21 protein-coding genes are annotated in these 26432 nt (G+C 58.7%); 19 read left to right on the top strand and 2 right to left on the bottom strand.

The annotated features are described in order from the left end of the window. Positions 1–15: 15 nt before the first annotated feature. The 13 genes from FMN52_RS08560 to lpxC all read left to right on the top strand — a co-directional run bounded on the left by FMN52_RS08560 (position 16) and on the right by lpxC (position 16228). Positions 16–1755: a penicillin-binding protein 2 gene (locus FMN52_RS08560; protein ID WP_148608227.1), complete on the top strand. Its 1740-nt coding sequence runs from the start codon at positions 16–18 to the stop codon at positions 1753–1755. A gap of 4 nt (positions 1756–1759) precedes the next feature. Further along, positions 1760–3244: a UDP-N-acetylmuramoyl-L-alanyl-D-glutamate--2,6-diaminopimelate ligase gene (locus FMN52_RS08555; protein ID WP_148608226.1), complete on the top strand. Its 1485-nt coding sequence runs from the start codon at positions 1760–1762 to the stop codon at positions 3242–3244. After that, positions 3241–4629, top strand: a complete 1389-nt coding sequence (gene murF, locus FMN52_RS08550) for a UDP-N-acetylmuramoyl-tripeptide--D-alanyl-D-alanine ligase (RefSeq protein WP_148608225.1) — start codon at positions 3241–3243, stop codon at positions 4627–4629. Before FMN52_RS08555 ends, murF begins: the two co-directional genes overlap by 4 nt. After that, on the top strand, positions 4614–5699 hold the full coding sequence (mraY, locus tag FMN52_RS08545; RefSeq protein ID WP_148608224.1) for a phospho-N-acetylmuramoyl-pentapeptide-transferase: 1086 nt from the start codon (positions 4614–4616) through the stop codon (positions 5697–5699). Before murF ends, mraY begins: the two co-directional genes overlap by 16 nt. Before the next feature lie 15 nt (positions 5700–5714). Further along, the gene (murD, locus tag FMN52_RS08540; RefSeq protein ID WP_148608223.1) at positions 5715–7055 is read left to right on the top strand and encodes a UDP-N-acetylmuramoyl-L-alanine--D-glutamate ligase; all 1341 of its coding nucleotides are present in this window, start codon (positions 5715–5717) and stop codon (positions 7053–7055) included. Beyond that, a complete protein-coding gene (gene ftsW / locus FMN52_RS08535) occupies positions 7055–8254 on the top strand; it encodes a putative lipid II flippase FtsW (protein WP_148608222.1) in 1200 nt (399 codons plus the stop codon). Before murD ends, ftsW begins: the two co-directional genes overlap by 1 nt. Continuing rightward, positions 8247–9332, top strand: a complete 1086-nt coding sequence (murG, locus tag FMN52_RS08530; RefSeq protein ID WP_148608221.1) for an undecaprenyldiphospho-muramoylpentapeptide beta-N-acetylglucosaminyltransferase — start codon at positions 8247–8249, stop codon at positions 9330–9332. The genes ftsW and murG overlap by 8 nt, the downstream gene beginning before the upstream one ends. Continuing rightward, positions 9325–10770 carry a UDP-N-acetylmuramate--L-alanine ligase gene (gene murC, locus FMN52_RS08525; protein WP_148608220.1) on the top strand — a complete coding sequence of 482 codons (1446 nt, stop codon included), beginning with the start codon at positions 9325–9327 and terminating at the stop codon, positions 10768–10770. The genes murG and murC overlap by 8 nt, the downstream gene beginning before the upstream one ends. Next, positions 10763–11743: a D-alanine--D-alanine ligase gene (locus FMN52_RS08520; protein ID WP_275898175.1), complete on the top strand. Its 981-nt coding sequence runs from the start codon at positions 10763–10765 to the stop codon at positions 11741–11743. Before murC ends, FMN52_RS08520 begins: the two co-directional genes overlap by 8 nt. After that, positions 11736–12575 (top strand): cell division protein FtsQ/DivIB, encoded by an 840-nt coding sequence (locus tag FMN52_RS08515; protein ID WP_148608219.1) that lies wholly within the window; start codon positions 11736–11738, stop codon positions 12573–12575. Before FMN52_RS08520 ends, FMN52_RS08515 begins: the two co-directional genes overlap by 8 nt. A gap of 36 nt (positions 12576–12611) precedes the next feature. Further along, on the top strand, positions 12612–13847 hold the full coding sequence (gene ftsA / locus FMN52_RS08510; protein ID WP_008176504.1) for a cell division protein FtsA: 1236 nt from the start codon (positions 12612–12614) through the stop codon (positions 13845–13847). A 97-nt stretch (positions 13848–13944) separates the two neighbouring features. After that, complete coding sequence (ftsZ, locus tag FMN52_RS08500) at positions 13945–15102, top strand: cell division protein FtsZ (RefSeq protein WP_148608217.1); 1158 nt, start codon at positions 13945–13947, stop codon at positions 15100–15102. Positions 15103–15313: 211 nt separating this feature from the next. After that, a complete protein-coding gene (lpxC, locus tag FMN52_RS08495) occupies positions 15314–16228 on the top strand; it encodes a UDP-3-O-acyl-N-acetylglucosamine deacetylase (protein ID WP_104323272.1) in 915 nt (304 codons plus the stop codon). Between the two features lie 11 nt (positions 16229–16239). Here the strand turns inward: lpxC and FMN52_RS08490 are convergent, their stop codons facing one another. Then, on the bottom strand, positions 16240–16686 hold the full coding sequence (locus FMN52_RS08490) for a DciA family protein (RefSeq protein ID WP_148608216.1): 447 nt from the start codon (positions 16684–16686) through the stop codon (positions 16240–16242). A gap of 214 nt (positions 16687–16900) precedes the next feature. On the opposite strand from FMN52_RS08490, the gene FMN52_RS08485 reads away from it, so the two are divergent. The 6 genes from FMN52_RS08485 (at position 16901) to ribA (ending at position 24415) form a co-directional block, all read left to right on the top strand. Further along, positions 16901–17854 carry a M23 family metallopeptidase gene (locus FMN52_RS08485; RefSeq protein WP_148608215.1) on the top strand — a complete coding sequence of 318 codons (954 nt, stop codon included), beginning with the start codon at positions 16901–16903 and terminating at the stop codon, positions 17852–17854. A 184-nt stretch (positions 17855–18038) separates the two neighbouring features. Next, complete coding sequence (secA, locus tag FMN52_RS08480; protein WP_148608214.1) at positions 18039–20777, top strand: preprotein translocase subunit SecA; 2739 nt, start codon at positions 18039–18041, stop codon at positions 20775–20777. A 127-nt stretch (positions 20778–20904) separates the two neighbouring features. Next, a complete protein-coding gene (argJ, locus tag FMN52_RS08475) occupies positions 20905–22122 on the top strand; it encodes a bifunctional glutamate N-acetyltransferase/amino-acid acetyltransferase ArgJ (RefSeq protein WP_148608213.1) in 1218 nt (405 codons plus the stop codon). 2 nt (positions 22123–22124) lie between these two features. Further along, entirely contained in the window at positions 22125–23096 is a 972-nt protein-coding gene (locus FMN52_RS08470) for a Nudix family hydrolase (protein ID WP_148608212.1), read from the top strand. 87 nt (positions 23097–23183) lie between these two features. Continuing rightward, positions 23184–23666 carry a cyclic pyranopterin monophosphate synthase MoaC gene (gene moaC / locus FMN52_RS08465; protein ID WP_148608211.1) on the top strand — a complete coding sequence of 161 codons (483 nt, stop codon included), beginning with the start codon at positions 23184–23186 and terminating at the stop codon, positions 23664–23666. 134 nt (positions 23667–23800) lie between these two features. Further along, positions 23801–24415, top strand: coding sequence for a GTP cyclohydrolase II (ribA, locus tag FMN52_RS08460; protein WP_148608210.1), 615 nt, complete (start codon positions 23801–23803; stop codon positions 24413–24415). Positions 24416–24489: 74 nt separating this feature from the next. Here the strand turns inward: ribA and dxs are convergent, their stop codons facing one another. Next, positions 24490–26421 carry a 1-deoxy-D-xylulose-5-phosphate synthase gene (gene dxs, locus FMN52_RS08455; RefSeq protein ID WP_148608209.1) on the bottom strand — a complete coding sequence of 644 codons (1932 nt, stop codon included), beginning with the start codon at positions 26419–26421 and terminating at the stop codon, positions 24490–24492. Between the last annotated feature and the right edge of the window lie 11 nt (positions 26422–26432).

Genomic DNA, 26432 nt, shown 5'->3' with positions numbered 1-26432 from the left:
TTCAGGGTGATCGACGTGTCCGATCAGGGAAAGAAGACAACATGGGGACAGCGCTTGGCGTCCGGGCTGGCAGCCTGGCGTTTTGGCTCCGTTGTCGGCGTCTTTCTCCTGGTGGTGGGTGTGCTGGGCTGGCGCCTGGTTGATCTGCATGTCGTTGATAACGAGTTTCTGCGCAAGCAGGGCGATGTCCGGACTATCCGGGTTGAGAGTATTGATGCCCACCGGGGTGTTGTCACCGATCGCTACGATGAACCGCTGGCGGTCAGCACTCCGGTGCAGACCATCTGGGCCAATCCGTCCGAGGCCGACCCTTCTGAGGCGCGGCTGACCAACCTGGCGAGGCTCCTGGATATCAGCGAAGCCTCGCTGCGGCAGCGTCTGAAAGAGTATTCCGGTCGTGAATTCATTTACCTGCGCCGCAAGGTTCAGCCGGATCTGGCCAGAAAAGTCCTGGATCTGGAAGTTGACGGCATATACGCCCGTCAGGAGTACCGTCGTTATTATCCTGCAGGCGAAGTGACCGCTCACGTGGTCGGCTTCACGGATATTGATGAGCGTGGCCAGGAAGGGATCGAGCTGGCCTACAATCAGTGGCTGTCTGGTGAAACCGGACGTAAGCGAGTTCTGAAGGACAACCGGGGTCGGATCATCAAGGATCTGACCCTGATTCGCGATGCCAGCCCCGGCCGGAACCTGGCGCTCAGCATTGATTTGCGTCTCCAGTACCTGGCCTACCGGGAACTCAAGGCCGTTGTGACGGCTCATAATGCACGAGGGGGCACGCTGGTCATGCTTGACGTGGATACCGGTGAGGTCCTCGCGATGGTGAACCAGGGGTCATACAACCCCAATGACCGCAGTCAGCTCGCCGCCGAGAATCTCCGGAACAAGGCCATCACCGATTTGTTTGAGCCAGGCTCGACCATGAAGCCGATCACCATGGCGGCTGCACTGGAGTCCGGCAGCTACTCGGTCAACAGTACCATTGATACCAACCCGGGTTTCCGCCGTTTTGGTCGTTTTACCATCCGGGATCATCGCAACTATGGCGTGATGGATATGGCCGAGATCATCGTCAAATCCAGCAACGTCGGGATTAGCCGGATTGCCACCGATCTCGGAGGCGATGTAATCCGCGATCTTTACGCCCGGCTGGGGCTTGGACAACCAACCGGTATCGGCTTCCCGGGAGAAGCGGTTGGCGTGTTGCCGTCTCCACCCAAGTGGCGTCCGGTGGAAGAGGCAACGCTGTCTTACGGATACGGTATGAGTGTGAATGCCCTGCAGTTGGCCCAAGCGTATATGGTGATTGCCAACGGTGGTGTGCGCTATCCACTAAGCCTGGTCCGGCAAGATGAAAAGCCGGAGGGCCAGCGTGTGCTTTCGGAGCAGGTAACCCATCAGGTCCGGAACATGTTGCGGGAAGCAGTTTCAAGGGGGACCGGAAAACGCGCACAACCCGGGTTCTATTCGGCTGGTGGCAAGACCGGAACGGTTCATCTTGTTGGTGCCCAGGGTTATGAAGACAGCCAGTACAAGGCGATTTTTGCCGGTATGGCGCCTATTGATAATCCGAGGCTGGTTACGGTTGTGGCCGTTGATGCGCCGCAGTCCGGAGAATACTACGGTGGCGAAGTCGCTGCGCCGGTATTTTCACGGGTAATGAGTGACGCACTGCGACTGTTGAATGTGAAGCCTGAACTGGAAGTGGGAGAGGCCGAAGTTGCCTCTTCTGCGTCCAGAGAGCGAGGGTAGGCCTATGTGCATCACATCTCTCAGCACGTTATTGCAAGGTATTGTGGCGGTTCCGTCGGTGTTCGACGTGACGATTCATGGTCTGAAAACCGACAGTCGGGAGGTCGCCTCCGGCGATGCGTTTATAGCCCTGTCAGGTGCCCGAACGCCTGCCGATTTTTATGTCGACAAGGCCATTGAGGCTGGCGCGACGGTTATCCTCCTCGAAGCCGAACAGGCCGGCGAGTGCACTGAGCACCACGGCGCCCTGATTGTGCCTGTTGCCGGCTTGCGAAGCCTGGTGGGCCGGATCGCAGACCGGTTTTTTGAACATCCGTCGCAACGTCTTCGCCTGATCGGTGTAACCGGGACCAATGGTAAGACGTCGGTCTGCCAGTATGTGGCCCAGCTGCTGAAGGAGACAGGCACTCCCTGCGGCATCCTGGGCACCCTGGGGTATGGCATGCCCGGTGCGCTTCAGCCAGCAACTCACACGACACCGGATGCCGTTCAGGTCAACCGGGTTCTGTCCCGGATTGTGAAGCAGGAAGGTCGCGCTGCCGTGATGGAGGTGTCCTCCCACGCGCTGGATCAGGGCCGGGTGGACAACCTCTCCATGACCGGGGCCGTATTTACCAATCTGACCCGGGATCATCTCGACTACCACGGCTCCATGGAAGCATACGGCGCAGCCAAGGCCCAGCTGTTCGAACGAGAGGAACTGCACTTTTCCGTTATCAATTTTGACGATCCTTTCGGTCGGCAACTCTTCGAGCAACTTGAGGGCAAATGTGATCGCGTGCGCTACAGCCTTCACGAAGCCCAGACCGAGCTCTGGTTGCGGGAGTTCCGGCCAACCGACGACGGTTTCGAAGCTGAAGTGGATGGCGAATGGGGCAGGTTTACTATAGCCGTTCCCCTGATGGGCAGCTTCAACGCGAGCAATGTTTTGGCGGCGATGGCGACGGTCCTCACGCTTGGAGTGCCGGTCGAGCGTGTTCAGCAGGCCACCAGCAGACTCACGCCGCCCCCTGGCAGACTTGAAAGATTCGGTGGCGCCAATGGTGTCAGGGTGGTGGTCGATTACGCCCATACCCCGGATGCCCTGGCCAATGCCCTGGCAGCGCTGCGCCCCCATGTGGCTGGTGAACTGATTTGCGTTTTCGGCTGCGGCGGTGACCGCGATACCGGCAAACGTCCGGACATGGCTCGGGAAGCCGAGAAGCTGGCGGATCGTGTAGTGGTGACGGACGACAATCCCCGAAGTGAGAATGCCAAAGCAATTGCGCAGGATATTCTTGCCGGATTCTCGGATTCAGCAAAGGTGACGGTTATTCATGACCGGGCTGAAGCCATCCAGTCGGCGATTCGTTCGGCCACTCCTGACGACCTCGTTCTGATTGCAGGAAAAGGGCACGAGGCTTACCAGGAAATCGCCGGCCAGAAATATCCGTTCAGCGATGCCGAGCAGGTTCGCCACATCTTGAAACTCAATGGGGGTGTGGCATGATGCGCGCCTTTTCGCTGGCCGAAGCCAAGACTTGGCTGGGTGCCGAGTGCCCTTCGGACGATCTTGCGTCAGTGACATTCAGCGGGGTTTCCACAGACACTCGTACCCTGGAGCAAGGGCAGCTTTTTGTGGCCCTGCGAGGCGAAAACTTTGATGGCCACCGGTTCCTGCAACAGGCTCTGGATAAGGGGGCGGTTGGTCTGGTGGTAGATACTTCGGAAAGCAGTGTCGACCTGCCCCAGCTGGTGGTAGAGGACACGCTTGCGGCATTGGCCCGGCTAGCGGCCGGCAACCGTGAAGAAAGCAAAGCCGGCATTCTTGCGATCACCGGTAGCAGCGGCAAGACCACGGTCAAGGAGATGTGCGCCGCTATTCTCTCGCAGATGGGCAAGACGCTTTCGACAAAAGGCAACCTGAACAATCACATCGGTGTTCCGCTTACGCTATTAGGCCTTTCTCCGGAACACCAGTATGGCGTGATTGAACTGGGTGCCAGTGGGCTGGGTGAAATTGCCCATACCGTCGCACTGGCGAAGCCCCGCGTTGCCATTCTCACGAATGCTGGCGAGGCCCATCTGGAAGGGTTTGGCAGCTACGAGAATATTGTTCAGGCCAAGGGCGAAATCATTGATGGCGTGGCGGCAGACGGGCTGATGGTTCTCAACCGCGACGACCCGGCTTTCGGCCAATGGCAAAAGCGTGCCGGAGCCCGGCGTGTTGCCGGGGTCAGTCGTCTCGGTGCCGAGGCGGACTATCACGCGGTCATCGATAGCCAGGGCGCCGGAACCAAAACCATTCTGGTGAGCGGCCCGGACGGCTGGCAGTGCCAGGTTGCCCTGGGGCTGGAGGGCGATCACAACATCACCAACATGCTGCTGGCCATTGCTGCCACCCGCGAGCTGGGTGCCAGTGATCAGGCGATTGTTGACGGGCTGGCCAGTGTTGCGCCGGTGAAAGGGCGGCTCCAGGTCCTGAAACTGTCGCCGGAATTGACCTTGATTGACGACAGTTACAACGCCAACCCGTCGTCCATGAAAGCCGCGCTTGGAGTTCTGGCCGGGCGCGAGGGTCAGAAGATTGCGGTACTTGGCGCCATGGCAGAGCTTGGCGCTGAGGCCAGGGCGTTGCACAGGGAAGTTGGAGAGTGTGCCCGGGAGCACGGCATCGACCGACTGATCACGGTGGGCCCGGGTTGTGAAGGTTATGCCGACGGGTTTGGAGAGTCCACGGAGCTTGGGCTGGGCCATGAGCAGGCCGTTGAATTGGTTATCAGGGACAAAAACACACCATTGACAGTGTTGGTCAAGGGTTCTCGCAGTTCCGCCATGGAGCGTGTGGTGGAGGGAATTAAAGAAAAGGTGAATAACTCATGCTGCTCTGGCTGACAGAGGTCTTATCACAGTATTTCTCCGCACTGACGGTGTTTCAGTACCTGACGCTGCGTGGAATCCTGGGCACACTTACTGCGCTGCTGATTTCGCTGATCATCGGCCCGGTGATGATCCGTAAACTGAGTCAGTATCAGATTGGCCAGGCGGTGAGAGATGACGGTCCTCAGACCCATCTCAGCAAAGCCGGCACTCCGACCATGGGTGGCGCCCTGATCTTGGTGGCTATCGGCATCAGTACGCTGCTCTGGGCGGATCTTGGCAACCGCTATGTCTGGGTTACCCTTTTGGTGACGCTGCTGTTCGGCGCGATCGGCTGGGTCGACGACTATCGCAAGGTGGTGGAGCGCAATCCAAGAGGCTTGCCGGGCCGCTGGAAATACTTCTGGCAGTCGGTCATTGGTGCCACGGCGGCAGTGGTGTTGTTCTTCAGCTCCGCATTGCCCCAGGAGACCTCTCTGTATGTGCCGTTCGTCAAGCAGGTGTCACTCACGCTTGGCCCGGTATTGTTCATCCTGCTTAGTTATTTCGTCATTGTCGGTAGCAGCAATGCAGTCAACCTCACTGACGGTCTCGATGGGCTGGCTATTATGCCCACGGTGATGGTGGCCGGCGCGCTCGGCATCTTTGCGTATCTGTCCGGGCACGCCCAGTTCGCCAACTACCTGCTGATCCCGCATCTTCCTGGGACTGGCGAGCTCATCGTTTTCTGCGGTGCTCTCGTCGGAGCCGGGCTTGGTTTCCTCTGGTTCAACACCTACCCGGCCCAGGTCTTCATGGGTGATGTGGGGGCGCTGGCCCTCGGTGCAGCCCTTGGTGTGGTTGCGGTTATCGTTCGCCAGGAAATTGTGCTGTTCATCATGGGCGGGGTGTTCGTGATGGAGACCGTTTCGGTAATCCTGCAGGTTGCGTCGTTCCGTCTGACCGGGCGGCGGATCTTCCGCATGGCGCCGCTGCACCACCATTTTGAATTGAAAGGCTGGCCAGAGCCGCGGGTGATTGTCCGTTTCTGGGTGATCACCGTTGTTCTGGTCCTGATTGGCATCGCCAGTCTGAAACTGAGATAGGAAAACGCTGCAACTATGAGTGTCATTGTTTCGGATCGTCGCACATTGGTCGTAGGGCTCGGTAAAACCGGGCTTTCCTGCGTGCGCTATCTGTCCGAACAGGGACGGGACGTAGCTGTGGCCGATAGCCGCAAGGCCCCTCCCGGTCTTGATCAGTTGAGGTCAGACTGGCCCGACATTCCAGTGCACCTGGGCACCTTTGACGCCGAACTGTTTGTCGGTTTCAACGAACTGGTAGTAAGTCCGGGCATCAGTATTGCTGAGCCGGCCATTGCCGCAGCCGCAAGCCAGGGAGCAAGAATCCGCGGTGACATTGATCTGTTCGCCGAGGCGGCAGATGCGCCCATCGTGGCCATTACCGGCTCCAACGGTAAAACCACAGTCACCACCCTGGTTGGTGAGATGGCAAAAGCCGCGGGCCGGAAAGTCGCCGTGGGTGGCAACATCGGCACCCCGGCCCTGGATCTTCTGGGCGAGGATGCCGACCTTTATGTGCTCGAGCTGTCGAGTTTCCAGCTTGAGACCACAGACGAACTGAACGCCCTGGCAGCGACGGTACTGAACGTCAGCGACGATCACATGGACCGTTACCCGAACAAGATGGCCTACTTCCAGGCAAAACAGCGGATATTCCGGGGCTGCAAGAACGCCATTGTTAATCTGGACGATGCCCTGAGCACTCCCATGGCCAGGGACACCCTGAGGTTTCTGTGTTTCGGCTTCCATCGGGTGAATCCCGAGACGTTCAGCACCCGGGACGATGACCAGGGCACCTGGATTACCTTCGGGTTTGATAACCTCTTGCTGGCCAGCGAGTTGAAGCTGCTGGGGCATCACAACATCAGCAACGTGATGGCCGCTCTGGCACTGGGCCATGCAGCCGGCCTGCCCATGGAAGTGATGCTGGAAGTCGCCCGGGAATTTCCGGGGCTGCCGCATCGCTGTGAGTTCGTGCGCCGGCTGGGCGACGTTGATTTCATCAACGATTCCAAGGGAACCAATGTCGGCGCCACGGTAGCCGCTATTGAAAGTCTCGCACCGGACAATGGCAAAGTGGTGCTGATTGCCGGCGGAGATGGCAAAGGTGCTGATTTTACCGCCCTGGAAGCGCCCATTGCCCTGCATTGCCGGGCCGTACTGTTGATTGGGCGTGATGCGCCGGCCATCGCCGATGTGCTGGGCAGCGGTATTCCGGTTTATCGGATGGAGAATCTCGCCGAGGCGGTTTCCCGTTCCGCAGAGCTGGCGGTGCCGGGGGATCGGGTATTGCTTTCGCCGGCCTGTGCGAGTTTTGACATGTTCCGTGATTATCTCGATCGCGGTGACCAGTTCCGTTCTCTGGTGGAGGCCCTGTGATGCACGCAGATCTTTCCCTGCAGAACCGGAACCAATGGCTGGGCGAGATCCAGCCGCTACCGATGTTGGTGATCAGTTCGGTTGCACTGCTGGTAATGGGCGTTGTCATGATTTCATCTGCGTCCATGGATATGGCCGCTGAAACCATGGGGAACAGCTACCACTACGTGATTCGCCAACTGATGTTTGCCGGCCTTGGTTGCCTGCTGGCGCTGGTCGCGGTCAACGTTCCGGTAGCCTGGTGGGAGCGCAGCGGCTGGCTGCTCCTGGGGGTCGGTCTGCTGGCCCTTGTTCTGGTGCTTACGCCTCTGGGAAGGACCGTCAACGGCTCTACCCGCTGGATCCCTTTCGGCCTGTTTAACGTCCAGGTGTCGGAAGTGGCGAAGCTCTGCCTGATTGCTTACCTCGCAGGCTACGTGGTCCGTCGCCGGGATGAATTGCTCAATACCTGGGCTGGTTTCCTCAAGCCACTGGTTGTTCTTGGATTGGCATCGGTTCTGCTGGTTATTCAGCCGGACTTTGGTGCCACTGTGGTGCTGGTGACGGCAGCGGCGGGCATGATCTTTCTCAGTGGTGTGCGGCTTAGCCGGTTTGTCCCCCTGATCGGAACGCTGGTGGTTCTCGGTGCCATTCTGATTGTTACCCAGCCATACCGCCTGAAACGGGTGGTCAGCTATCTTGACCCCTGGAAAGACCAATTCGACAGCGGTTACCAGCTGACTCAGTCTCTGATCGCCTTCGGCCGCGGAGACTGGGGCGGCGTCGGGCTTGGTAACTCCATCCAGAAGCTGTTCTATTTGCCGGAGGCACATACCGACTTCATCTTCGCCATTATTGCCGAAGAGTTCGGTCTCATGGGATCCCTACTGGTACTCAGCCTTTTCACCCTGTTGGTGGTGACCGGGTTCGTCATTGCCCGTCGGGCAGAAAAGGCGGGCATGCCGTTCGGTGCCTGTTTCGCCTACGGCCTGACCTTGCTGATCGGGCTGCAGGCCGGGATCAACATGGCGGTCAGTACCGGCCTTTTACCAACCAAGGGTCTGACTCTGCCACTGGTAAGTTACGGCGGATCCAGCCTGATGATTACCTGTATCTGCATTGGCATTCTGGCCCGCGTCGAAATGGAGCGTCTCGATCAGGAAAAACTGGCCCGTGAAAAGGCCGGCCCGAAGACGCGGGGAGGTGCTGTGTATGACTGAACAGCGTCGCTTCCTCATGATGGCTGGTGGTACCGGAGGCCACGTTTTCCCGGCCCTGGCGACGGCCCGTGCGCTTGAGGCTCGAGGTCATCAGGTCTACTGGCTCGGAGCCAGTGGCGGTATGGAGCAGAGATTGATCGGGGAAACCGATATACCGCTGTCATTGATTCATATTTCGGGTTTGCGGGGCAAGGGCAAGCTTGCTCTGTTGCTGGCACCCTTCCGGCTGATGCGGGCACTCGGTGAGGCCTTCACCATCCTGCGCCGTATTCGCCCGGATTGTGTCGTCGGCATGGGTGGGTTTGTCACCGGGCCCGGTGGTGTCGCCGCCTGGCTGAGCCGAACACCGCTGGTGATTCATGAACAGAACGCCATAGCCGGTATGACCAACCGGATTCTGGTTAGATTTGCGGAAACCGTGCTGGAAGCGTTCCCGGATAGCTTCGGGCCGAAAGTAGTCACTCGTTGCACCGGTAATCCAGTTCGGGAGGATCTCGCCGCCCTGCCGGTGCCCGAGCAACGCCTCGCGGGGCGCGAAGGTGCTCTCAGGTTGCTGGTGATTGGCGGCAGCCTGGGGGCCCAGGTCTTCAACGAGCAGCTGCCAGAGGCCCTGGCCATGTTGCCCGAAGCCGATCGCCCGGTAGTTCGTCATCAGTGTGGTGAGCGCCACGCAGACGCGGCCCGGCAATCTTATGAACAACACGGGGTTGAGGCCAGTGTGGAGCCGTTTATCAAGGACATGGCCGAAGCCTATCAATGGGCGGACCTGGTGTTATGCCGGTCCGGCGCCCTGACGGTGTCTGAGCTGTGTGCGGCCGGTATTGGGGCAGTGCTGGTGCCATTTCCCCACGCCGTGGATGACCACCAGACGAAAAATGGCCAGCAGATGGTGGCGGCGAAAGCGGCCATCCTGATCCCCCAATCAAAGATGACCCCGGCGGTGCTGGCGGAAACCCTGGGCGATCTGGCCCGGGATCGTGGCCGGGTAACTGATATGGCGAAGGCCGCGCGAACACTGGCCCGCCCTGACGCAACGGAGAGAGTCGTGAATTACTGTCTGGAGGCCGCCAATGGCTGATGCAAGCAATCCGCCCCTGGTCTATCAGGTGCCTGAAATGCGCCGGATCCGTCACATCCACTTTGTGGGGATTGGTGGTGCAGGCATGAGCGGTATCGCCGAGGTTCTCAAGAATCAGGGCTACGACGTTTCCGGTTCGGATCTGAAAGAGGGCGCTGTCACCGATCGTCTCAAAGCGATGGGGGTTGAAGTCCAGATCGGTCACCGGGAAGAGAACAGCGCCAGTGCCGATGTTGTTGTGGTTTCTTCGGCGGTGTCGGCGGACAACCCGGAAGTCGTGGCCGCTCGAAGTCGTCGGGTGCCGATCGTACCCAGGGCAGAAATGCTGGCGGAAATCATGCGCTACCGTCACGGCATCGCTGTGGCCGGAACCCATGGCAAGACCACGACCACCAGCCTGATCGCCTCCATTCTGGGTGAGGCGGGTCTGGACCCGACTTTTGTGATTGGCGGCAAGCTGAACAGCGCCGGCACCAACGCTCAGTTGGGAGGTTCCCGCTATCTGGTGGCGGAGGCAGATGAGAGCGATGCCTCCTTCCTGCATCTGACACCGGTGATTTCGGTGGTGACCAACATCGAAGCGGACCACATGGATACCTATGGTGGCGATGTCGAGAAGCTGAAGCAGACCTTCGTGGATTTCCTGCACAACCTCCCGTTTTATGGCGTCACAGTGATGTGTGTGGACGATGGTTACGTTCAGGAGATCATTCCCCGGATTTCCCGGGCGATCATTACCTACGGGATTGACAACCCGGAGGCGGATTACCGCGCCGAAAGCATCAATTCCGATGGTCTACGGACTCACTTTGTGGTTAAGCGTCCGGCCGGGCGGAGTGACCTGACAGTCGAGCTGAAAATGCCGGGCCGACACAACGTGCTGAACGCACTGGCGGCCATTGCCGTAGCCACAGATGAAGGCGTCGAGGATGACGCGATCTGTCGCGGACTGGCTGAATTTGCCGGTGTCGGGCGCCGGTTCCAGGTTTACGGCGATTACCAGACACCCAAGGGCACGGTGACGCTGGTAGACGATTACGGGCACCACCCCACGGAAGTGGAGGCGGTTATCCGCGCGGCACACGATGCCTGGCCGGATCGTCGTCTGGTCATGCTGTACCAGCCACACCGCTTTACCCGGACCCGTGACCTTTATGAGGACTTTGTCCGGGTGCTGTCGGAAGTGGACGGCTTGCTGCTGATGGATGTGTATTCCGCCGGCGAACCGGCGATTCCGGGTGCCGACGGCCGGGCACTGTGTCGCAGTATTCGCCAGCGCGGGCAGGTGGAACCGGTCTTTGTCGAGGATAACCGGGAAATTGAGGCCTTGCTGGCCAATGTCCTGCAGGATGGCGACCTGCTGATAACCCAGGGAGCCGGCGATATCGGTGGTGTGGCTTCGCGGCTGGCGGCCGCAGGAGTGATTGCTGGTGAGTGATATGCATCATAACGAAGCACAGGCCTATCAGGCAGACCCCGAACTCGTCAGGGCGCTGGGACGGGTCGCGGTCTTTATGGGCGGTGATTCCGCCGAGCGTGAAGTGTCCCTGAAGAGCGGCAAGGCAGTGCTGGCCGCGTTGGTATCTGCCGGCGTCGATGCCTTTGCCGAGGACGTCAAAGGCTGTCTGCTGAGAACGGTTGATAGCCCACAATTTGATCGTGTCTTTATTGCCCTGCATGGCAGGGGCGGCGAGGACGGTACGTTGCAGGCCATCCTCGCGCAGGCAGGGATTCCATATACCGGCAGTGAAATGCTCGCCTCCGCTCTGGCCATGGACAAGCTCAGAACGAAGTACGTATTCGAAGGCTGTGGCCTGCCAACGCCGAAGTTCCGGACCATGTCCGGTGTCGACCAGGCAGACCAGATTATTGGTGAATTGCGAGCACCGTTGAGCGTGAAGCCTTCCCGGGAAGGCTCAAGCATCGGCATCCGAAAGGTTTATAGCGCAGCTGAGCTGGCTGAAGCCTACGAAGCCGCGGCCGCTCTGGATAGCCTGGTGCTTGTCGAGGAGTGGATCGAAGGGCCGGAGTTCACCGTGAGCCTGTTGCAGGATCAGGCGCTACCGGCCATTGGTCTGAGCGCCAGCACCGAGCACGTTTTTTACGATTACGACGCCAAGTACCTGGCGGACGACACTCGCTACCAGATTCCCTGCGGGCTGGCGCCTGAAGACGAGGTGCGGCTTCAGCACCTGGCACTCGATGCGTTCCGGGTCGTCGGCTGTCGGACCTGGGGCCGAGTCGACATTATGCAGGATAGCGACGGCAAGTTCTGGCTGCTGGAAGTCAATACCGTGCCCGGGATGACCGACCACAGTCTCGTGCCCATGGCAGCAAAAGCGGCAGGAATAAGTTTTGAGGAACTCGTGGTCCGGATACTGAAGGACACCCTGGAGGGTCCCGATGCTTGAAACACTGCTGATCCGGAGCCGGGCGACACCGTCCGAGCCCCCGCGGCGCCGGGGGGCAACGTCCCTTGGTCCTGAGCGGGACCGGTTTGGCGTGTTGAAGGGGGTGCTGGCGGCTGTGCCCTGGCTTCAGGTGGGCATGGGCGCCGTGATTGTGTTGTTGGCAGCCCTGGTGCCCTGGGGCACGGGCAAGGTGCTGGGTGCCATGGATCAGCAGGTCCTGGCGGTGGATGTGAAAGGGGATTTTGTCGGCGACAGCCGGGTAGCCATCGAGCGCGCTGCTGGCGACTGGATCGGCAAAAGCTATTTCGCCACGGATCTTTCGGAAATCAAGGAGAGCCTGGAGCGCCGGCCCTGGGTTGAGTCCGCTGCAGTGCGTCGGGTGTGGCCGGACCGGCTGGTAATCGATATCCGGGAGAAGAAGCCGCTGGCCTACTGGACAGACGGGCGCCTGGTCAGCCGAACCGGCGAACTGTTCGCGCCGTCCAATCCCGAAGTCGCAGGTCGACTTCCCCGTCTGGCCGGGCCAGACGAAAGAGTACGGGATGTGATCAATATGGCGCGGACCATGAGTGACAAGCTGGTCGCCCGGGGCCTCGGATTTTCGGGCCTCGCCCTGGAACATCGGGGCGCCTGGACCCTGCAATTGGCCAATGGCATCGAGGTGGTGCTTGGCCGGGATCAGGTGGAGCAACGGTTCGAGCGGTTTATCACGGTTTATGAAAACCGGCTGGCAGCACGGTCGGACGAAGTCAGTCGGGTGGATGCCCGTTACACCAATGGTGTAGCGGTCAAGTGGAAAGCTGTTGAGACAGCCTCCAGCCCAAAATCATAGCAACGGTTAATTCAGACCTACGGTTTGGTGGAATACATGTCATCGGTTGAAACGGAAAACATGATTGTCGGCCTCGATATCGGAACCTCGAAGGTGGTTGCGATTGTCGGCAAGCGCAAGATGGACGGCACCATCGAAGTGGTGGGCATTGGTTCCCATCCTTCCCGGGGCCTCAAGCGTGGAGTGGTGGTGAATATTGAAACCACGGTCCAGGCAATTCAGCGCGCGGTGGAAGAGGCGGAGTTGATGGCTGGGTGCCGAATTCACTCGGTGTATGCGGGTATTGCCGGCAGCCATATCAAGAGCCTGAACTCCCACGGGATTGTTGCCATCCGTGATCGTGAAGTCACCCAGGCTGACATTGACCGGGTGATCGATGCCGCCCAGGCGGTCGCGATTCCTGCAGACCAGAAAATTCTTCACATTCTGCCCCAGGAATTCGTGATCGACAGCCAGGAAGGCATCAAGGAACCCATGGGTATGTCGGGTGTGCGCCTGGAAGCCAAGGTGCATCTTGTGACCTGCGCGGTGAACGCCGCCCAGAACATCGAGAAATGCGTGAAGCGCTGTGGTCTGGAGGTGGATGACATCATCCTGGAGCAGCTGGCATCCAGCCACGCCATTCTCACCGAAGACGAAAAGGAACTTGGCGTCTGCGTGGTGGATATCGGTGGCGGCACCACCGACATTGCTGTGTTTACCGGCGGCGCTATTCGGCACACGGCGGTGATTCCGATCGCCGGCGACCAGGTGACCAACGACATCGCGATGGCGTTGCGCACACCGACCCAGAATGCCGAAGAAATCAAGATCAAATATGCCTGCGCACTGACCCAGCTGGCCGGTGCGGATGAAACCATCAAGGTTCCCAGCGTTGGCGATCGCGCTCCGCGGGATCTGTCCAGGCAGGCCCTGGCCGAGGTGGTTGAGCCGCGTTATGAGGAGCTGTTCACCCTGGTGCAGTCAGAGTTGCGCCGGTCCGGGTTCGAAGACCTCATTCCGGCAGGCATCGTGATAACCGGCGGTTCCTCCACCATGGAAGGCGTGGTGGAGCTGGCCGAAGAGATCTTCCACATGCCGGTACGGCTGGCCTGTCCGCAGGCGGTTTCCGGCATGACGGAGGTGGTCAACAATCCGATCTACGCCACTGGCGTTGGGTTGTTGATTCATGGTTTCCGCCAGATGGATCTAGGGCGGGCACCGGTGCTCAAGGGTGAAGATGCACCCTCGCTGTTTGAGCGCATGAAAGCCTGGTTTACCGGTCATTTCTGACGGAACCGGGTGGTAGTACACGAAGGTATCTCGAAAACACAATCTCGAACAAACAGCCTGGAACAAGGGCTGAAAACAGCACGAAGGAGTAGGGGAAATGTTTGAACTCGTCGATAATGTCCAGCAAAACGCTGTCATTAAAGTCGTCGGTGTAGGCGGTGGTGGCGGCAACGCCGTTCGCCATATGCTTAACAGCGACATCGAAGGTGTGGAATTCATCTGCGCCAACACAGATGCCCAGGCGCTGACCGATATGGATGCGCGTCAGATCATTCAGCTCGGTGGCAATATCACCAAGGGGCTGGGTGCCGGCGCAAATCCGGAAGTCGGTCGTCAGTCCGCCCTGGAAGATCGTGATCGCATCGCCGAAGCCATCAAGGGTGCTGACATGGTCTTCATTACCGCGGGCATGGGTGGTGGTACCGGCACCGGCGCCGCGCCGATTGTGGCGGAAGTGGCCCGTGAACTGGGTATCCTGACCGTTGCCGTTGTTACCAAGCCTTTCATGTTTGAAGGTGGTAAGCGCATGAGCGTTGCCGAATCCGGACTGAAAGAATTGGAAGAAAGCGTCGACTCCCTGATCACCATCCCCAATGAAAAGCTGTTGGCGGTTATGGGCAAGAAAACCAGCCTGCTGGACGCATTTGCCGCGGCCAATGATGTGCTTCTGGGCGCAGTTCAGGGTATCGCCGATCTGATTACCCGTAACGGTATGATCAACGTCGACTTTGCCGATGTGAAGACGGTCATGTCTGAAATGGGTATGGCCATGATGGGCACCGCTCGCGCCACTGGCGAAAACCGCGCGCGGGAAGCAGCCGAAGCGGCCATTCGCAGCCCGTTGCTGGAAGATATCAACCTGCAGGGTGCCAAAGGTATTCTGGTCAACATCACCGCTGGTATGGACCTCAACCTGGGCGAATTCTCCGAGGTTGGCGACATTGTGCGTGAGTTCGCTTCTGACTCCGCCACCGTTGTTGTCGGTACCGTCATTGATCCGGAAATGACCGACGAACTGAAGGTGACGGTTGTTGCGACCGGTCTGGGCGGTGATCGTGAGAAGCCGACCAAGGTGGTGGACAACACCCGTACCCTGGATGGAAAAACCGATTACAACCAGCTGGACCGTCCCGCTGTGCTGCGTCGCCGGGCCGTTTCCCATGGAAACGTGGCTATCGACCAGAGCAAGGACAGCGAGGAGCAGGGTGTCGACTATCTCGATATTCCCGCATTCCTCCGTCGGCAGGCTGACTGATAATCTGGTGCAATTGTGATCTGGTTCCGGTTCGTGAGCGAAATATGGAACCCGAAACCGGTAAATACGTGCACTGATTGCCATGGGTTGCGTGCTGTATGAACATTCAGCAACAACGGATTGGTTAAATGGTATTCAGTCTTATTTTCTGATATTCTCCGGGCAGAATTTTGCCTAGAATATCGCCTTTTTGTGACGGAATTATGTACCGATGATCAGACAACGGACACTTAAAAACACCATCCGTGCCACCGGTGTTGGCTTGCACTCGGGTGAGAAGGTTTACCTGACCCTCAAGCCTGCTCCGGTGGACTCCGGTATCATCTTCCGCCGTACCGATCTGGACCCCATGGTTGAGATTCGTGCATGTGCGGAAAATGTGGGTGAGACCATGCTGTCCACGACGCTGGTAAAAGACGGTGTCCGTGTGGCGACCGTAGAGCATCTGCTCTCGGCCATGGCTGGTCTCGGGATTGATAACTGTTTCGTCGAGCTTAGCGCCGCGGAAGTGCCCATTATGGACGGTTCTGCCGGCCCATTTGTGTTTCTTCTGCAGTCCGCCGGTATTGCCGAGCAGGATGCGGCCAAGCGTTTCATTCGCATCAAGCGTGAGGTAACGGTTGAGGAAGGTGATAAGAAAGCGACCCTGCTGCCTTTCGAAGGTTTCAAGGTTAGCTTCGGTATCGACTTTGATCACCCTGTGTTCAAAGGCCGCGCCCAGACTGCAACCGTCGATTTTTCCAGCACCTCCTTTGTCAAGGAAGTGAGCCGTGCACGGACCTTCGGGTTCATGCGTGACATTGAAAAATTGCGTGCCATGAACCTCGCCCTTGGTGGCAGTGTGGATAACGCCATCGTCGTTGACGATTACAAAATCCTCAACGAAGACGGCCTGCGCTATGACGACGAATTCGTGAAGCACAAGCTGCTTGATGCCATCGGTGATCTTTATCAGTTGGGCAATAGCCTGATTGGTGAATTCCGGGGTATCAAATCCGGCCACGATCTGAACAACAAGCTGTTGCGCAAGCTCAGGGCAGAAGAGGACGCCTGGGAAGTGGTTACCTTTGATGACGAGGCCACTGCCCCGATTTCCTACATGAAGCCTGTGCTGGCGGCGGGTTAAGGCAGGACGCTTTAATCCCGTACGTGGCTAGCGAGTTTTTCGAGAACCTCGCGTAATGCTTTATCCTTCGTGTGCCCGGCTTCCTCTTTGAGGAGTCGGGCATTTTCTTTGCTCAAAGGTTCTTTTTTGAACACCGGTTTTTCCCGGAATCTGGGCGGGGCAACCTTTACTTTCAGTTTCCAGACGAACCGGAATAATTCGTTCTCTCGAAGTTTCTCCATGATCTCATGTTGGCGGAACCGAACCTGACTTGCTTTGCCGGCGGTTTCAGCGGTAAGAATCAGTTCGCCGTCCTTGCAGCTGACAAAGCGTGTCCCCGTAACCAGTTCCTGCGGAAGGGCTGCCAGAACTTCCTCCTCCGCCTGTCGATGGAGTTCAGCTTTAGCAACGAGATCCTTGAGCACGGGGGTCCTGCCAAGCTTGTCGAAGGTCATTTTTTGCTCGCTTTTCCGTTTCATGGCGGCGTTTTTACTCGACGGCTCCGTTTACGATTGGTTACACTTCGGCACGGTTTATGCGTAGTGCCTGTATTACACTCGTTTTACATTGTGACAAACGAGTATGTCTACCGGGCGCTGCAATTTTTTCAGTATGTAGCTGTTGCCAAAGGATGGCAGACCCCTTCGGATCTTTCCGGGGCGCAACGCTACAGGATGCGGTTGCGGCTCAACGATGAAACCAGATGATGATATGAACATTATTCTTGTTGGCAAGCACCACGGAAAGTCCCGTGTGTTGTCGATCAACAGTACTCTTGCCGTCGGGCTGCTGTTTTTTGTGCTTTCCCTGCTGGCCGCCGCTGGCTGGGCCGGTTATCAGATGGCCGTGGAGCAGGTTGAGGCCAGAGAGCCCACCAACTCCGAGCTGGTGGCCGAGTGGCAGCTAAAACTGGCAGAGCAGAAAGCGGAACTGGCCGGTATTGAAGAGAATGTCCAGCAACAGGTTGATGCGTTGACTCTGCGCCTGGGTGAGATTCAGGGCCGTCTGTTACGCCTGGATGCGCTGGGCCAGCGTTTTGTGGAATCTGGCCTGGTGGCCAGTGATGAGTTCAACTTCGATCAGCCGGCCGCTGTCGGTGGTCCTGAAGACGCTTTGTCGGGCGATTCCTTTTCCGCGCCTGAGCTGACGCGCATGATCGAGGCAATGGAGTGGCGGATCGAGGATCGCGAACAGCAACTGCGGCTGCTTGATCAGCTGGCATCCAGCAAGCGTCTCGAAGACGAACTCTACCTTGAAGGTCGCCCGATAACCTGGGGTTGGCTGTCTTCCAAGTACGGCTATCGTTCGGATCCGTTTACCGGCAAGCGCACCTGGCATGCCGGGGTTGACCTGGCCGGCAAGGATGGCAGTGATATTATCTCGGTCGCGGGCGGTGTGGTTACCTATGCCGGCGAGCGCTATGGCTATGGGAACCTCGTGGAAGTCGACCATGGTGATGGTTTGATAACCCGTTATGCTCACTGCAAGACCATCAAGGTGGAGGTGGGTGATGTTGTCCAGAAGGGCCAGGTGGTGGCGCTGATGGGCAGCACCGGGCGTTCAACCGGTCCCCATGTGCACTTTGAAGTAATCCGGAATGGCAAGTCTGAAAACCCGGAAACCTACATCAAGCGAGCGAGCCGCTAATCCGGTTACGGCTTACCCGCCGCCTTCAGTATTTCTCTGCCATTCCGCGCCCGGCCAGTTTTTATCCATGAATCCGGTGCCTCATCGGCGACTTATTGCGCCTGTGTGAGGCCTGCCTTTTGTCCTGTTACAAAATAAGGTTAGAATGCCGGCTTCCTCCGTTTAATCAAAGAAGCAGTGGTCTATGTTCACAAAGCTTGCAACCAAGATGTTCGGCAGTAAAAACGCCAGAGAAATCAAGAGAATGCGTAAATCCGTCATACGCATTAATGAGCTTGAAGAGCAGTATGGCAATCTGTCTGACTCCGAGTTGCAAGGCAAGACCGCGGAGTTCCGTCGCCGGATCGACGAAGGCGAATCCCTGGATGCCCTGTTACCGGAAGCCTTTGCAACCGTGCGTGAAGCGGGCCGGCGGGTTATGGGCATGCGCCATTACGACGTCCAGCTGATCGGGGGGATTACCCTGCACGAAGGCCGGATCGCGGAAATGAAAACCGGTGAGGGCAAGACCCTGGTAGCCACCGCTTCTGTGTACCTCAATGCCCTGTCCGGCAAGGGTGTCCACGTTGTCACCGTGAACGATTACCTGGCCCGCCGTGACGCCGACTGGATGGGCAAGCTTTACCGTTTCCTGGGTATGCAGGTGGGTGTGGTGGCCTCGGGCCAGCCGGCGGAGGAAAAGCGCGCGGCCTACCAGGCCGACATTACCTACGGCACCAACAACGAATTTGGTTTCGATTACCTGCGCGATAACATGGCGTTCAGTACTGAAGACAAGGTCCAGCGCGGGCTGAATTACGCGATCGTGGACGAAGTTGATTCGATCCTGATCGATGAGGCCAGAACGCCGTTGATCATCTCCGGTGCAGCCGAGGACAGCTCAAAACTGTACCAGGCCATCAATGAACTGATTCCAAGCCTCGAAAAAGGTGAAGTGCCTGAAGAAGGCGAGCCTACCGGTGACTTCACCATTGACGAGAAGTCCCGCCAGGTCGAGCTTACGGAGGGCGGCCACGAGAAAGTCGAGGAACTGTTGCTTGAACGTGGCCTCCTGAAGGAAGGTGAGAGCCTGTATTCTGCGGCCAACCTCAGCCTGTTGCACCATGTGCACTCGGCATTGCGGGCCCATCACCTGTTCCAGAAAGACGTGGATTATATTGTCCAGGGTGGCCAGGTGGTTATTGTCGACGAGCATACCGGTCGTACCATGCCGGGTCGTCGCTGGAGTGAAGGTTTGCACCAGGCGGTGGAGGCCAAAGAGGGCGTCAACATTCAGGCCGAAAGCCAGACGCTCGCTTCCACTACCTTCCAGAACTATTTCCGGCTTTACGACAAGCTGGCCGGTATGACCGGTACGGCGGATACCGAAGCCTTCGAATTCCGCCAGATCTACGGCCTCGACGTCGTGGTTATTCCGCCCAACAAGCCGATCCAGCGGACTGATTACAACGACCTGGTGTATCTGACCCAGGAAGAGAAATTCCACGCCATCATTGACGAGATCAAGGATGTCACCGCTGAAGGGCGTCCAATCCTGGTCGGTACCGCGTCTATCGAGGCTTCCGAACTACTCTCCATGCTGCTCAAGAAGGCGCGGATCGAGCACAAGATCCTGAACGCCAAGCAGCACGAATCTGAAGCCCATATCATTGCCCAGGCGGGCCGTCCGGGCGCAGTGACCATCGCCACCAACATGGCCGGCCGTGGTACCGATATCGTGCTCGGTGGTAACTGGGAGCACGAAGCTGCGGCCATGGAGAATCCCTCGGAAGAGGAGGTTGCCCGGGTCAAGGCGGAATGGACCGAGCGTCATAATCAGGTGCTTGAGGCAGGCGGCCTGCACATCATTGGTACCGAGCGTCACGAGTCCCGCCGGATTGATAACCAGCTTCGCGGTCGTGCCGGTCGTCAGGGTGATCCCGGTTCCTCGCGGTTCTTCCTTTCTCTGGAAGACAACCTCATGCGCATCTTTGCCCCAGATCGGGTCAAGAGCCTGATGCAGGCGATGGGCATGAAGAAGGGCGAGGCCATTGAGCACCGGATGGTGACCAATGCCATTGAGAAATCCCAGCGCAAGGTCGAAGGCCGCAACTTTGATATGCGGAAGACGCTGCTGGAATACGACGACGTGGCCAACGATCAGCGGACGGTCATCTACGACCAGCGCAACGAAGTCATGTCCTCCGATGACATTTCCGACATGGTCAAGACCATCCGGGAAGACGTTGTCGATTCGCTGATCAGCGAATACATCCCGCCCCAGAGTATGCCTGAACAGTGGGATATCGCGGGGCTGGAAGCCCAGCTTCAGTCTGAGATGTCGATTGATCTGCCGGTTCAGAAATGGCTGGAGGAAGATAACAAGCTGTATGAGGAAAACCTGCGCCAGAAGATTCTGGACGAAATTGTGGCCGCCTACGAAGGCAAGGAAGAAATTGCCGGTTCCGAGGCCATGCGCAAGTTCGAGAAACAGGTGTTCCTGCAGGTGCTGGATACCCTGTGGAAAGAGCATCTTTCCAACATGGACCATCTGCGCCGTGGTATCCATCTGCGGGGTTATGCCCAGAAGAACCCCAAGCAGGAGTACAAGCGCGAGGCCTTCAACCTGTTTGAAACCATGCTTGATACCATGAAGCGGGACGTCACACGGGTGCTCTGCCACGTTCGTGTTCAGAGCCGTGAAGAGATGGAAGAAGTCGAGCGTCGTCGCAAACAGGAATTGGAAGAGGAGCTTGCCCGCGCCCGCTTGCGCCACGATGAGACCAGTGCCACGGCCCAGAGCCAGGGTGAGGGCGACGCAGACGATGCCCGGCAGTCGACCCCGGAAACCTTTGTTCGGCAGGAGCGTAAGGTGGGCCGAAATGAGCCCTGCCCCTGCGGGTCCGGCAAGAAGTACAAGCAGTGTCATGGCAAGGTCAGCTGATTCAGAGCACTGATCACACTATCGGAACCCGCAATCTGCCAGCCATGACTGGTGGGCTGCGGGTTTTTTAGTTTCCAATGGGTGGTGTGGTCCTTCGAGCAGAACCATAGAAAATAGGAGTGGCAGAATGGCGGTAGGTCCGGGAACCTTACCTGAGTTTCACCCGGTGGCCGGGGTAAAAATTGGCATAGCCAGCGCCGGTATCAAGAAGCCGGGTCGCAAGGATGTCGTTGTGTTTGAACTGGCCCCTGAAAGCCGGGTTGCCGGTATCTTCACGAAAAACCAGTTCTGTGCGGCACCGGTTACCCTCAGCCGTCGGCATCTGGCCGCGACCTCGCCAAGGTACCTTCTGATTAATACCGGCAATGCCAACGCCGGTACCGGTGAGCAGGGTATGCGGGACGCAGTCGCCTGCTGTCAGGCCCTGGCAGCCCAGGCGGCCGTCACAGAAGCCGAGATTCTGCCGTTTTCCACTGGAGTGATCGGCGAGCCGTTGCCAGTGCAAAAGATTGTTGGCGCGCTTCCGGAGGCTTTGGCAAACACCGCTGAAAATCGCTGGGCTGAAGCCGCCAGTGGCATCATGACGACGGATACCCGCCCCAAAGGTGCGTCCTGTCAGGTGGAGCTGGACGGCCACACGGCGACCATTTCGGGAATCAGCAAGGGGGCGGGTATGATTCGTCCCAACATGGCGACCATGCTCGGTTTCATTGCCACCGATGCCCGGATTGCGCCAGAGTTATTGCAGGCGCTTGCCTCCGAGCTGGGGGAGGCATCTTTCAATCGCATCACCATCGACGGCGACACCTCCACTAACGATGCCTGCATGCTGATGGCCAGTGGTCAGTATTCCGGCCCCGAGATTACGGCCACCAGTCCAGAGCTTCCGAAGCTGCGGGAGGCGCTGCAAAACGTCTATCTGGAACTGGCTCATGCCATTGTCCGTGACGGCGAGGGTGCAACCAAGTTTGTCACCATCGATGTCAGCGGCGCGGCCAGCCAGCAGGAAGCGCTGGATGTGGCCTACACCGTTGCGCATTCGCCGCTGGTCAAGACCGCGCTGTTTGCCTCGGACCCGAACTGGGGCCGGATTCTGGCGGCGGTAGGGCGCGCGGGTGTCGACGGGCTGGATCTGAATGCCCTGGAAATTTACCTGGGGGATGTCTGTCTGGTCCGCAACGGTGGCAGGGCCGAGGACTACTCGGAAACTCGTGGCCAGGCTGTGATGGACCGGGAAGAGATTACCATTGCTATTGATCTCAAGCGGGGTGATGTTCGGGAGACGGTATGGACCTGTGACTTCTCCCACGATTACGTCACCATCAACGCCGAGTACCGTACCTGAGCATGTCTGCGTCGGAAGCCCGGGTGAAAGAAGTTCACGTTGCCGTTGCGGTTATTGTCCGGGATGGTCGGGTGTTGATTGCCCGACGGCCGGATCATGTTCATCAGGGGGGCTTGCTGGAGTTTCCCGGGGGCAAGGTGGAGCCTGGGGAAAGTGTTCAGGCGGCGCTGGTACGTGAGATTGCCGAAGAAACCAGTCTTCGCGTGCCTGAGGCCTCTCTGGAGCCTGTTATCGGTATTCGCCACGACTACGGTGACAAGCGGGTTTTCCTGGACGTCTGGGAAACCAGAGCCGCCGAAGGTGAAGCAAAGGGGTGCGAGGGGCAGCCGGTCGAATGGCTCAGTCCGGAGCAGCTTCGGGATGAAGATTTTCCCGCCGCCAACCGGCCGATTATTCGGGCTTTGCGATTGCCGCGGCAGCTGGCGATCACCGGAGAAGAGACTGATCAGGACCAGACGGTTGCACGACTTCTGGCAGGTCTCGAAGTTGCCAGGCCAGCCCTGGTGGTGCTTCGTGCTCCAAACATAAGCGCGCAAGCCTACCGAGAGTTGGCGGCGAAAGCGGTGCCGGTTTGTGAGAGGGCTGGGACTGCCCTGATTGTCCACGGCGGCCCCGAGGTATTCCGCGCCACCTCCGGAGCTCGCGGTCTGCACTTGCCCTGGCGCGAAGCGGCAGGGCTAACGGCCCGACCCGTTCCGGCTGACGCCTGGTTGGGGGTGTCATGCCACGACAGACAGGAAATCGATCAGGCAATGGCTATCGGGGCGGACTACATTACTCTCGGGCCGGTCCTACCGACGGAGAGTCACCCGGGCGCGCCGACCCTTGGCTGGCCGGCCTTTGCCGATCTGGCGTCCGAAGCCGGGCTGCCGGTGTTTGCCCTCGGCGGGTTGTCGCCCGGAGATCTCCGGGAAGCCCTTCAGCGAGGCGGCCAGGGCATCGCCGGTATCCGCTTCTGGTGGCCGCAAAGCTGACGCTTGTCAGCGATGCCATGACCATCTCTGTTATGCTGTTATTTCTACGTTTTCCATCATCTTGCACAACCGATTCCGGGAGATTCCGTGAGCAAACTGACCCATCTCGATGACAAGGGCGAAGCCCGCATGGTGGATGTGACCGACAAGGCGGCCACCGAACGTGAGGCCCGCGCCGAAGCCACCATACGCATGGCGCCGGAAACCCTGAACATGATTGTTGAGGGTGAGCATCCCAAAGGAGATGTCCTTGCCGTTGCCCGCATCGCCGGTATCATGGCCGCGAAAAAAACCCATGATCTGATTCCCTTGTGTCACGCATTGAACCTGACTTCTGTGAAAGTCGAACTGACGCCAGGCGACGATGGTGCTTCCGTGCATATTCTTGCCCGCTGCAAACTGTCCGGTCAGACCGGTGTCGAGATGGAGGCGTTAACTGCGGCAAGCGTTGCGGCACTGACGTTGTACGATATGTGCAAGGCGGTCGACCGTGGTATGGAGATTGGTTCCGTGCGTCTGCTGGAGAAGAAAGGCGGCCGCAGTGGCCACTGGGTCGCCGATAGAGCCTGATCTGGCGGACCACCGCGCTCGTAAGTGTTGGTTACCAAGACCACGCCGGAGGAGCGACAGTGCAGAGACTACGCCAAGCGGGCGGGCCCGTGATAGAATGCGCGGCCCGATTGACTGAACCACGAGGAAACACTGTGGCTGTTCGTTACATCCAGACCTGCCGGTTGCCGACCCCGTTCGGGGTATTTGATATGCACGGCTTTGAAGAACCGGACACCGGAAAGGAACATGTTGCCTTGACTCTGGGCGACCTGGACAGTGACGAACCCATGCTGGCCCGCACTCATTCTGAGTGTCTGACCGGCGATGCCCTCTACAGCATGCGTTGTGACTGCGGCTACCAGCTGGAAGAAGCGCTGCGAAGTATCGCCCGGGAAGGTCGCGGCATCCTGATGTACCTGCGCCAGGAGGGCCGCGGCATTGGTCTGCTAAACAAGATTCGCGCCTACCACCTGCAGGATCAGGGTGCTGATACGGTCGAAGCCAATGAGCGTCTGGGTTTTGCAGCAGACCTGCGGGATTACAGCATGTGCAAAGACATGCTGGAGCATCTGGGTATCAGGAGTCTGCGACTGATGACCAACAATCCCCGGAAGGTTAAAGCGCTGTCCTCGTACGGAATCGATATTGCCGAGCGGGTGCCTCTACACGTGGGCCGGAACCCCCACAACGAACACTACCTCGATACCAAGCAGAGCAAGCTCGGCCACTGGCTGGAGACGCACCAGGACGATGATCCGGAGGTTTGAGCTGATCCTCGATCCGGATACGAAAAAGCCCGCGAATGTCGCGGGCTTTTTGCTGTCTGAGGAGAGTCTTCCGGTTATTTAACGACTTTCAGGTTCTGGTGGCGGAGGGTTTCCATCCGCGTGCGAATAGCGGATTCAATGCCAGTCGCATCCAGGCCACATTCGGCCAGCAGTTCCCCATGCTTGCCGTGGTCCATGAAGGTATCCGGCAGGCCCAACTGAAGGACCGGCATGGAGACCAGGCGGCTGTTCAGGAACTCGGTTACAGCGCTGCCGGCACCACCGGCAATGGCGTTCTCTTCCAGAGTTACCAGCAGCTCATGCTGCTCGGCGAGTTCCAGCACCAGTTCCTCATCCAGGGGTTTCACGAAGCGCATGTCGGCAACCGTTGCGCCGATCGCTTCTGCGGCTTCCAGAGCTGGAGCCAGCATGGTGCCGAAGTTGAGGATGGCCACCCCCTTGCCGCTGCGCATCTTGCGACCCTTGCCAATCTCCAGCGGCGTCAATTCCTGCTGTATCTCGGTGCCGGGCCCGGTTCCCCGCGGGTAGCGCACCGATGCTGGCCCTTCATAAAGCATGCCGGTCTGCAGCATCTGGCGGGTTTCGTTCTCGTCCGAGGGTGTCATCACTACCATGTTCGGCACGCAGCGCAGGTAGCTGATGTCAAAGGCTCCGGCGTGGGTCGGACCGTCTTCACCGACCAGGCCAGCGCGGTCGATAGCGAACAGGACATCGAGGTTCTGGATAGCAACATCGTGTATCAGTTGATCGTAGGCCCGCTGCAGGAATGTCGAGTAAATGGCGACAACCGGTTTGGCTCCATCACAGGCCAGACCCGCGGCCAGGGTGACCGCATGCTGTTCGGCGATGGCGACATCGAAATAGCGATCCGGGAAGCGCTGTGAAAACGCCAGCAGATCCGAACCTTCACACATGGCCGGGGTAATGCCCACCACGCGCTCATCCTGCTCGGCGGAATCACAGAGCCACTGACCAAAGACATTGGCGTATTTCGGTTTCTTCGGTTTCGGCTTGACCGGTTCGGGCTTGCTGGGTGGAACCGGTTCAATCTTGTTGATGGCGTGGTAGCCAATCGGGTCGGCTTCGGCCGGGGCAAAGCCCTTACCCTTGGTGGTTACGACATGTAGGAACTGCGGGCCTTCGAGTTCGCGGATGTTCTCCAGGGTTTCCACCAGCAGAGGCAGGTCATGACCATCGATCGGGCCGATGTAGTTGAAACCCAGTTCCTCGAACAGGGTGCCCGGGGCTATCATTCCCTTGAAGTGTTCCTCGGTCTTCTTGGCCAGCGCCATCAGGTGTGGCGCTCCCTGGAGAACCTTCTTGCTGCTGTCGCGTACCTGGTTGTAGGTGCGGCTGGACAGCAACTTGGCAAAGTAGTTGGACAGCCCGCCAACGTTCCGGGAGATCGACATGTCATTGTCGTTGAGGATTACCAGCATGTCGGCGTGCAGGTGGCCGGCGTGGTTCAGGGCTTCAAATGCCATGCCTGCGGTCATGGCACCATCACCAATGACGGCAATGCTTTTACGGCCGGTCTGTTGCAGGCGCGCGGCGATGGCCATGCCCAGGGCTGCGCTGATGGAGGTGCTGGAGTGGCCCACGCCAAAGGTGTCGTACTCGCTTTCGGCCCGCTTCGGGAAGCCGGCCAGCCCGCCTTTGCGCCGGATGCTGCCCATGGACTCCTTCCGGCCGGTCAGGATTTTATGGGGGTAGGCCTGATGGCCGACATCCCAGACCAGGCGGTCGCTCGGAGTATCGAAGACGTAGTGAAGGGCGACGGTAAGTTCCAGCACGCCCAGACCCGCGCCAAAATGGCCGCCGGTCTGGCCCACGGACCATAGCAGAAATGCCCTTAGCTCCCGGGCGAGCAGGGTCAGCTGCTCCGGCGCCAGATCCCTCAACTGGGCCGGCTCGTCAATCCGGTCCAGCAGAGGCGTGTTGGGCCGCTGTGACGGAATTTCCTTGAAAATATAAGTGTCCTGCATCTGCTCGGGTC

The sequence above is a fragment of the Marinobacter sp. BW6 genome, assembly GCF_008107725.1.
Taxonomy (GTDB): domain Bacteria; phylum Pseudomonadota; class Gammaproteobacteria; order Pseudomonadales; family Oleiphilaceae; genus Marinobacter.
Note: the sequence above shows the minus strand (reverse complement) of the source record. Positions and strands in the feature narration are given on the sequence as shown.

Excerpts from the sequence above, each read along its gene's own strand:
- FMN52_RS08555 (WP_148608226.1), top strand. The coding sequence starts at position 1,760 with ATGTGCATCACATCTCTCAGCACGTTATTGCAAGGTATTGTGGCGGTT.
- murF (WP_148608225.1), top strand. The coding sequence starts at position 3,241 with ATGATGCGCGCCTTTTCGCTGGCCGAAGCCAAGACTTGGCTGGGTGCC.
- mraY (WP_148608224.1), top strand. The coding sequence starts at position 4,614 with ATGCTGCTCTGGCTGACAGAGGTCTTATCACAGTATTTCTCCGCACTG.
- murD (WP_148608223.1), top strand. The coding sequence starts at position 5,715 with ATGAGTGTCATTGTTTCGGATCGTCGCACATTGGTCGTAGGGCTCGGT.
- ftsW (WP_148608222.1), top strand. The coding sequence starts at position 7,055 with ATGCACGCAGATCTTTCCCTGCAGAACCGGAACCAATGGCTGGGCGAG.
- murG (WP_148608221.1), top strand. The coding sequence starts at position 8,247 with ATGACTGAACAGCGTCGCTTCCTCATGATGGCTGGTGGTACCGGAGGC.
- murC (WP_148608220.1), top strand. The coding sequence starts at position 9,325 with ATGGCTGATGCAAGCAATCCGCCCCTGGTCTATCAGGTGCCTGAAATG.
- FMN52_RS08515 (WP_148608219.1), top strand. The coding sequence starts at position 11,736 with ATGCTTGAAACACTGCTGATCCGGAGCCGGGCGACACCGTCCGAGCCC.
- ftsA (WP_008176504.1), top strand. The coding sequence starts at position 12,612 with ATGTCATCGGTTGAAACGGAAAACATGATTGTCGGCCTCGATATCGGA.
- ftsZ (WP_148608217.1), top strand. The coding sequence starts at position 13,945 with ATGTTTGAACTCGTCGATAATGTCCAGCAAAACGCTGTCATTAAAGTC.
- lpxC (WP_104323272.1), top strand. The coding sequence starts at position 15,314 with ATGATCAGACAACGGACACTTAAAAACACCATCCGTGCCACCGGTGTT.
- FMN52_RS08490 (WP_148608216.1), bottom strand. The coding sequence starts at position 16,686 with ATGAAACGGAAAAGCGAGCAAAAAATGACCTTCGACAAGCTTGGCAGG.
- FMN52_RS08485 (WP_148608215.1), top strand. The coding sequence starts at position 16,901 with ATGAAACCAGATGATGATATGAACATTATTCTTGTTGGCAAGCACCAC.
- secA (WP_148608214.1), top strand. The coding sequence starts at position 18,039 with ATGTTCACAAAGCTTGCAACCAAGATGTTCGGCAGTAAAAACGCCAGA.
- argJ (WP_148608213.1), top strand. The coding sequence starts at position 20,905 with ATGGCGGTAGGTCCGGGAACCTTACCTGAGTTTCACCCGGTGGCCGGG.
- FMN52_RS08470 (WP_148608212.1), top strand. The coding sequence starts at position 22,125 with ATGTCTGCGTCGGAAGCCCGGGTGAAAGAAGTTCACGTTGCCGTTGCG.
- dxs (WP_148608209.1), bottom strand. The coding sequence starts at position 26,421 with ATGCAGGACACTTATATTTTCAAGGAAATTCCGTCACAGCGGCCCAAC.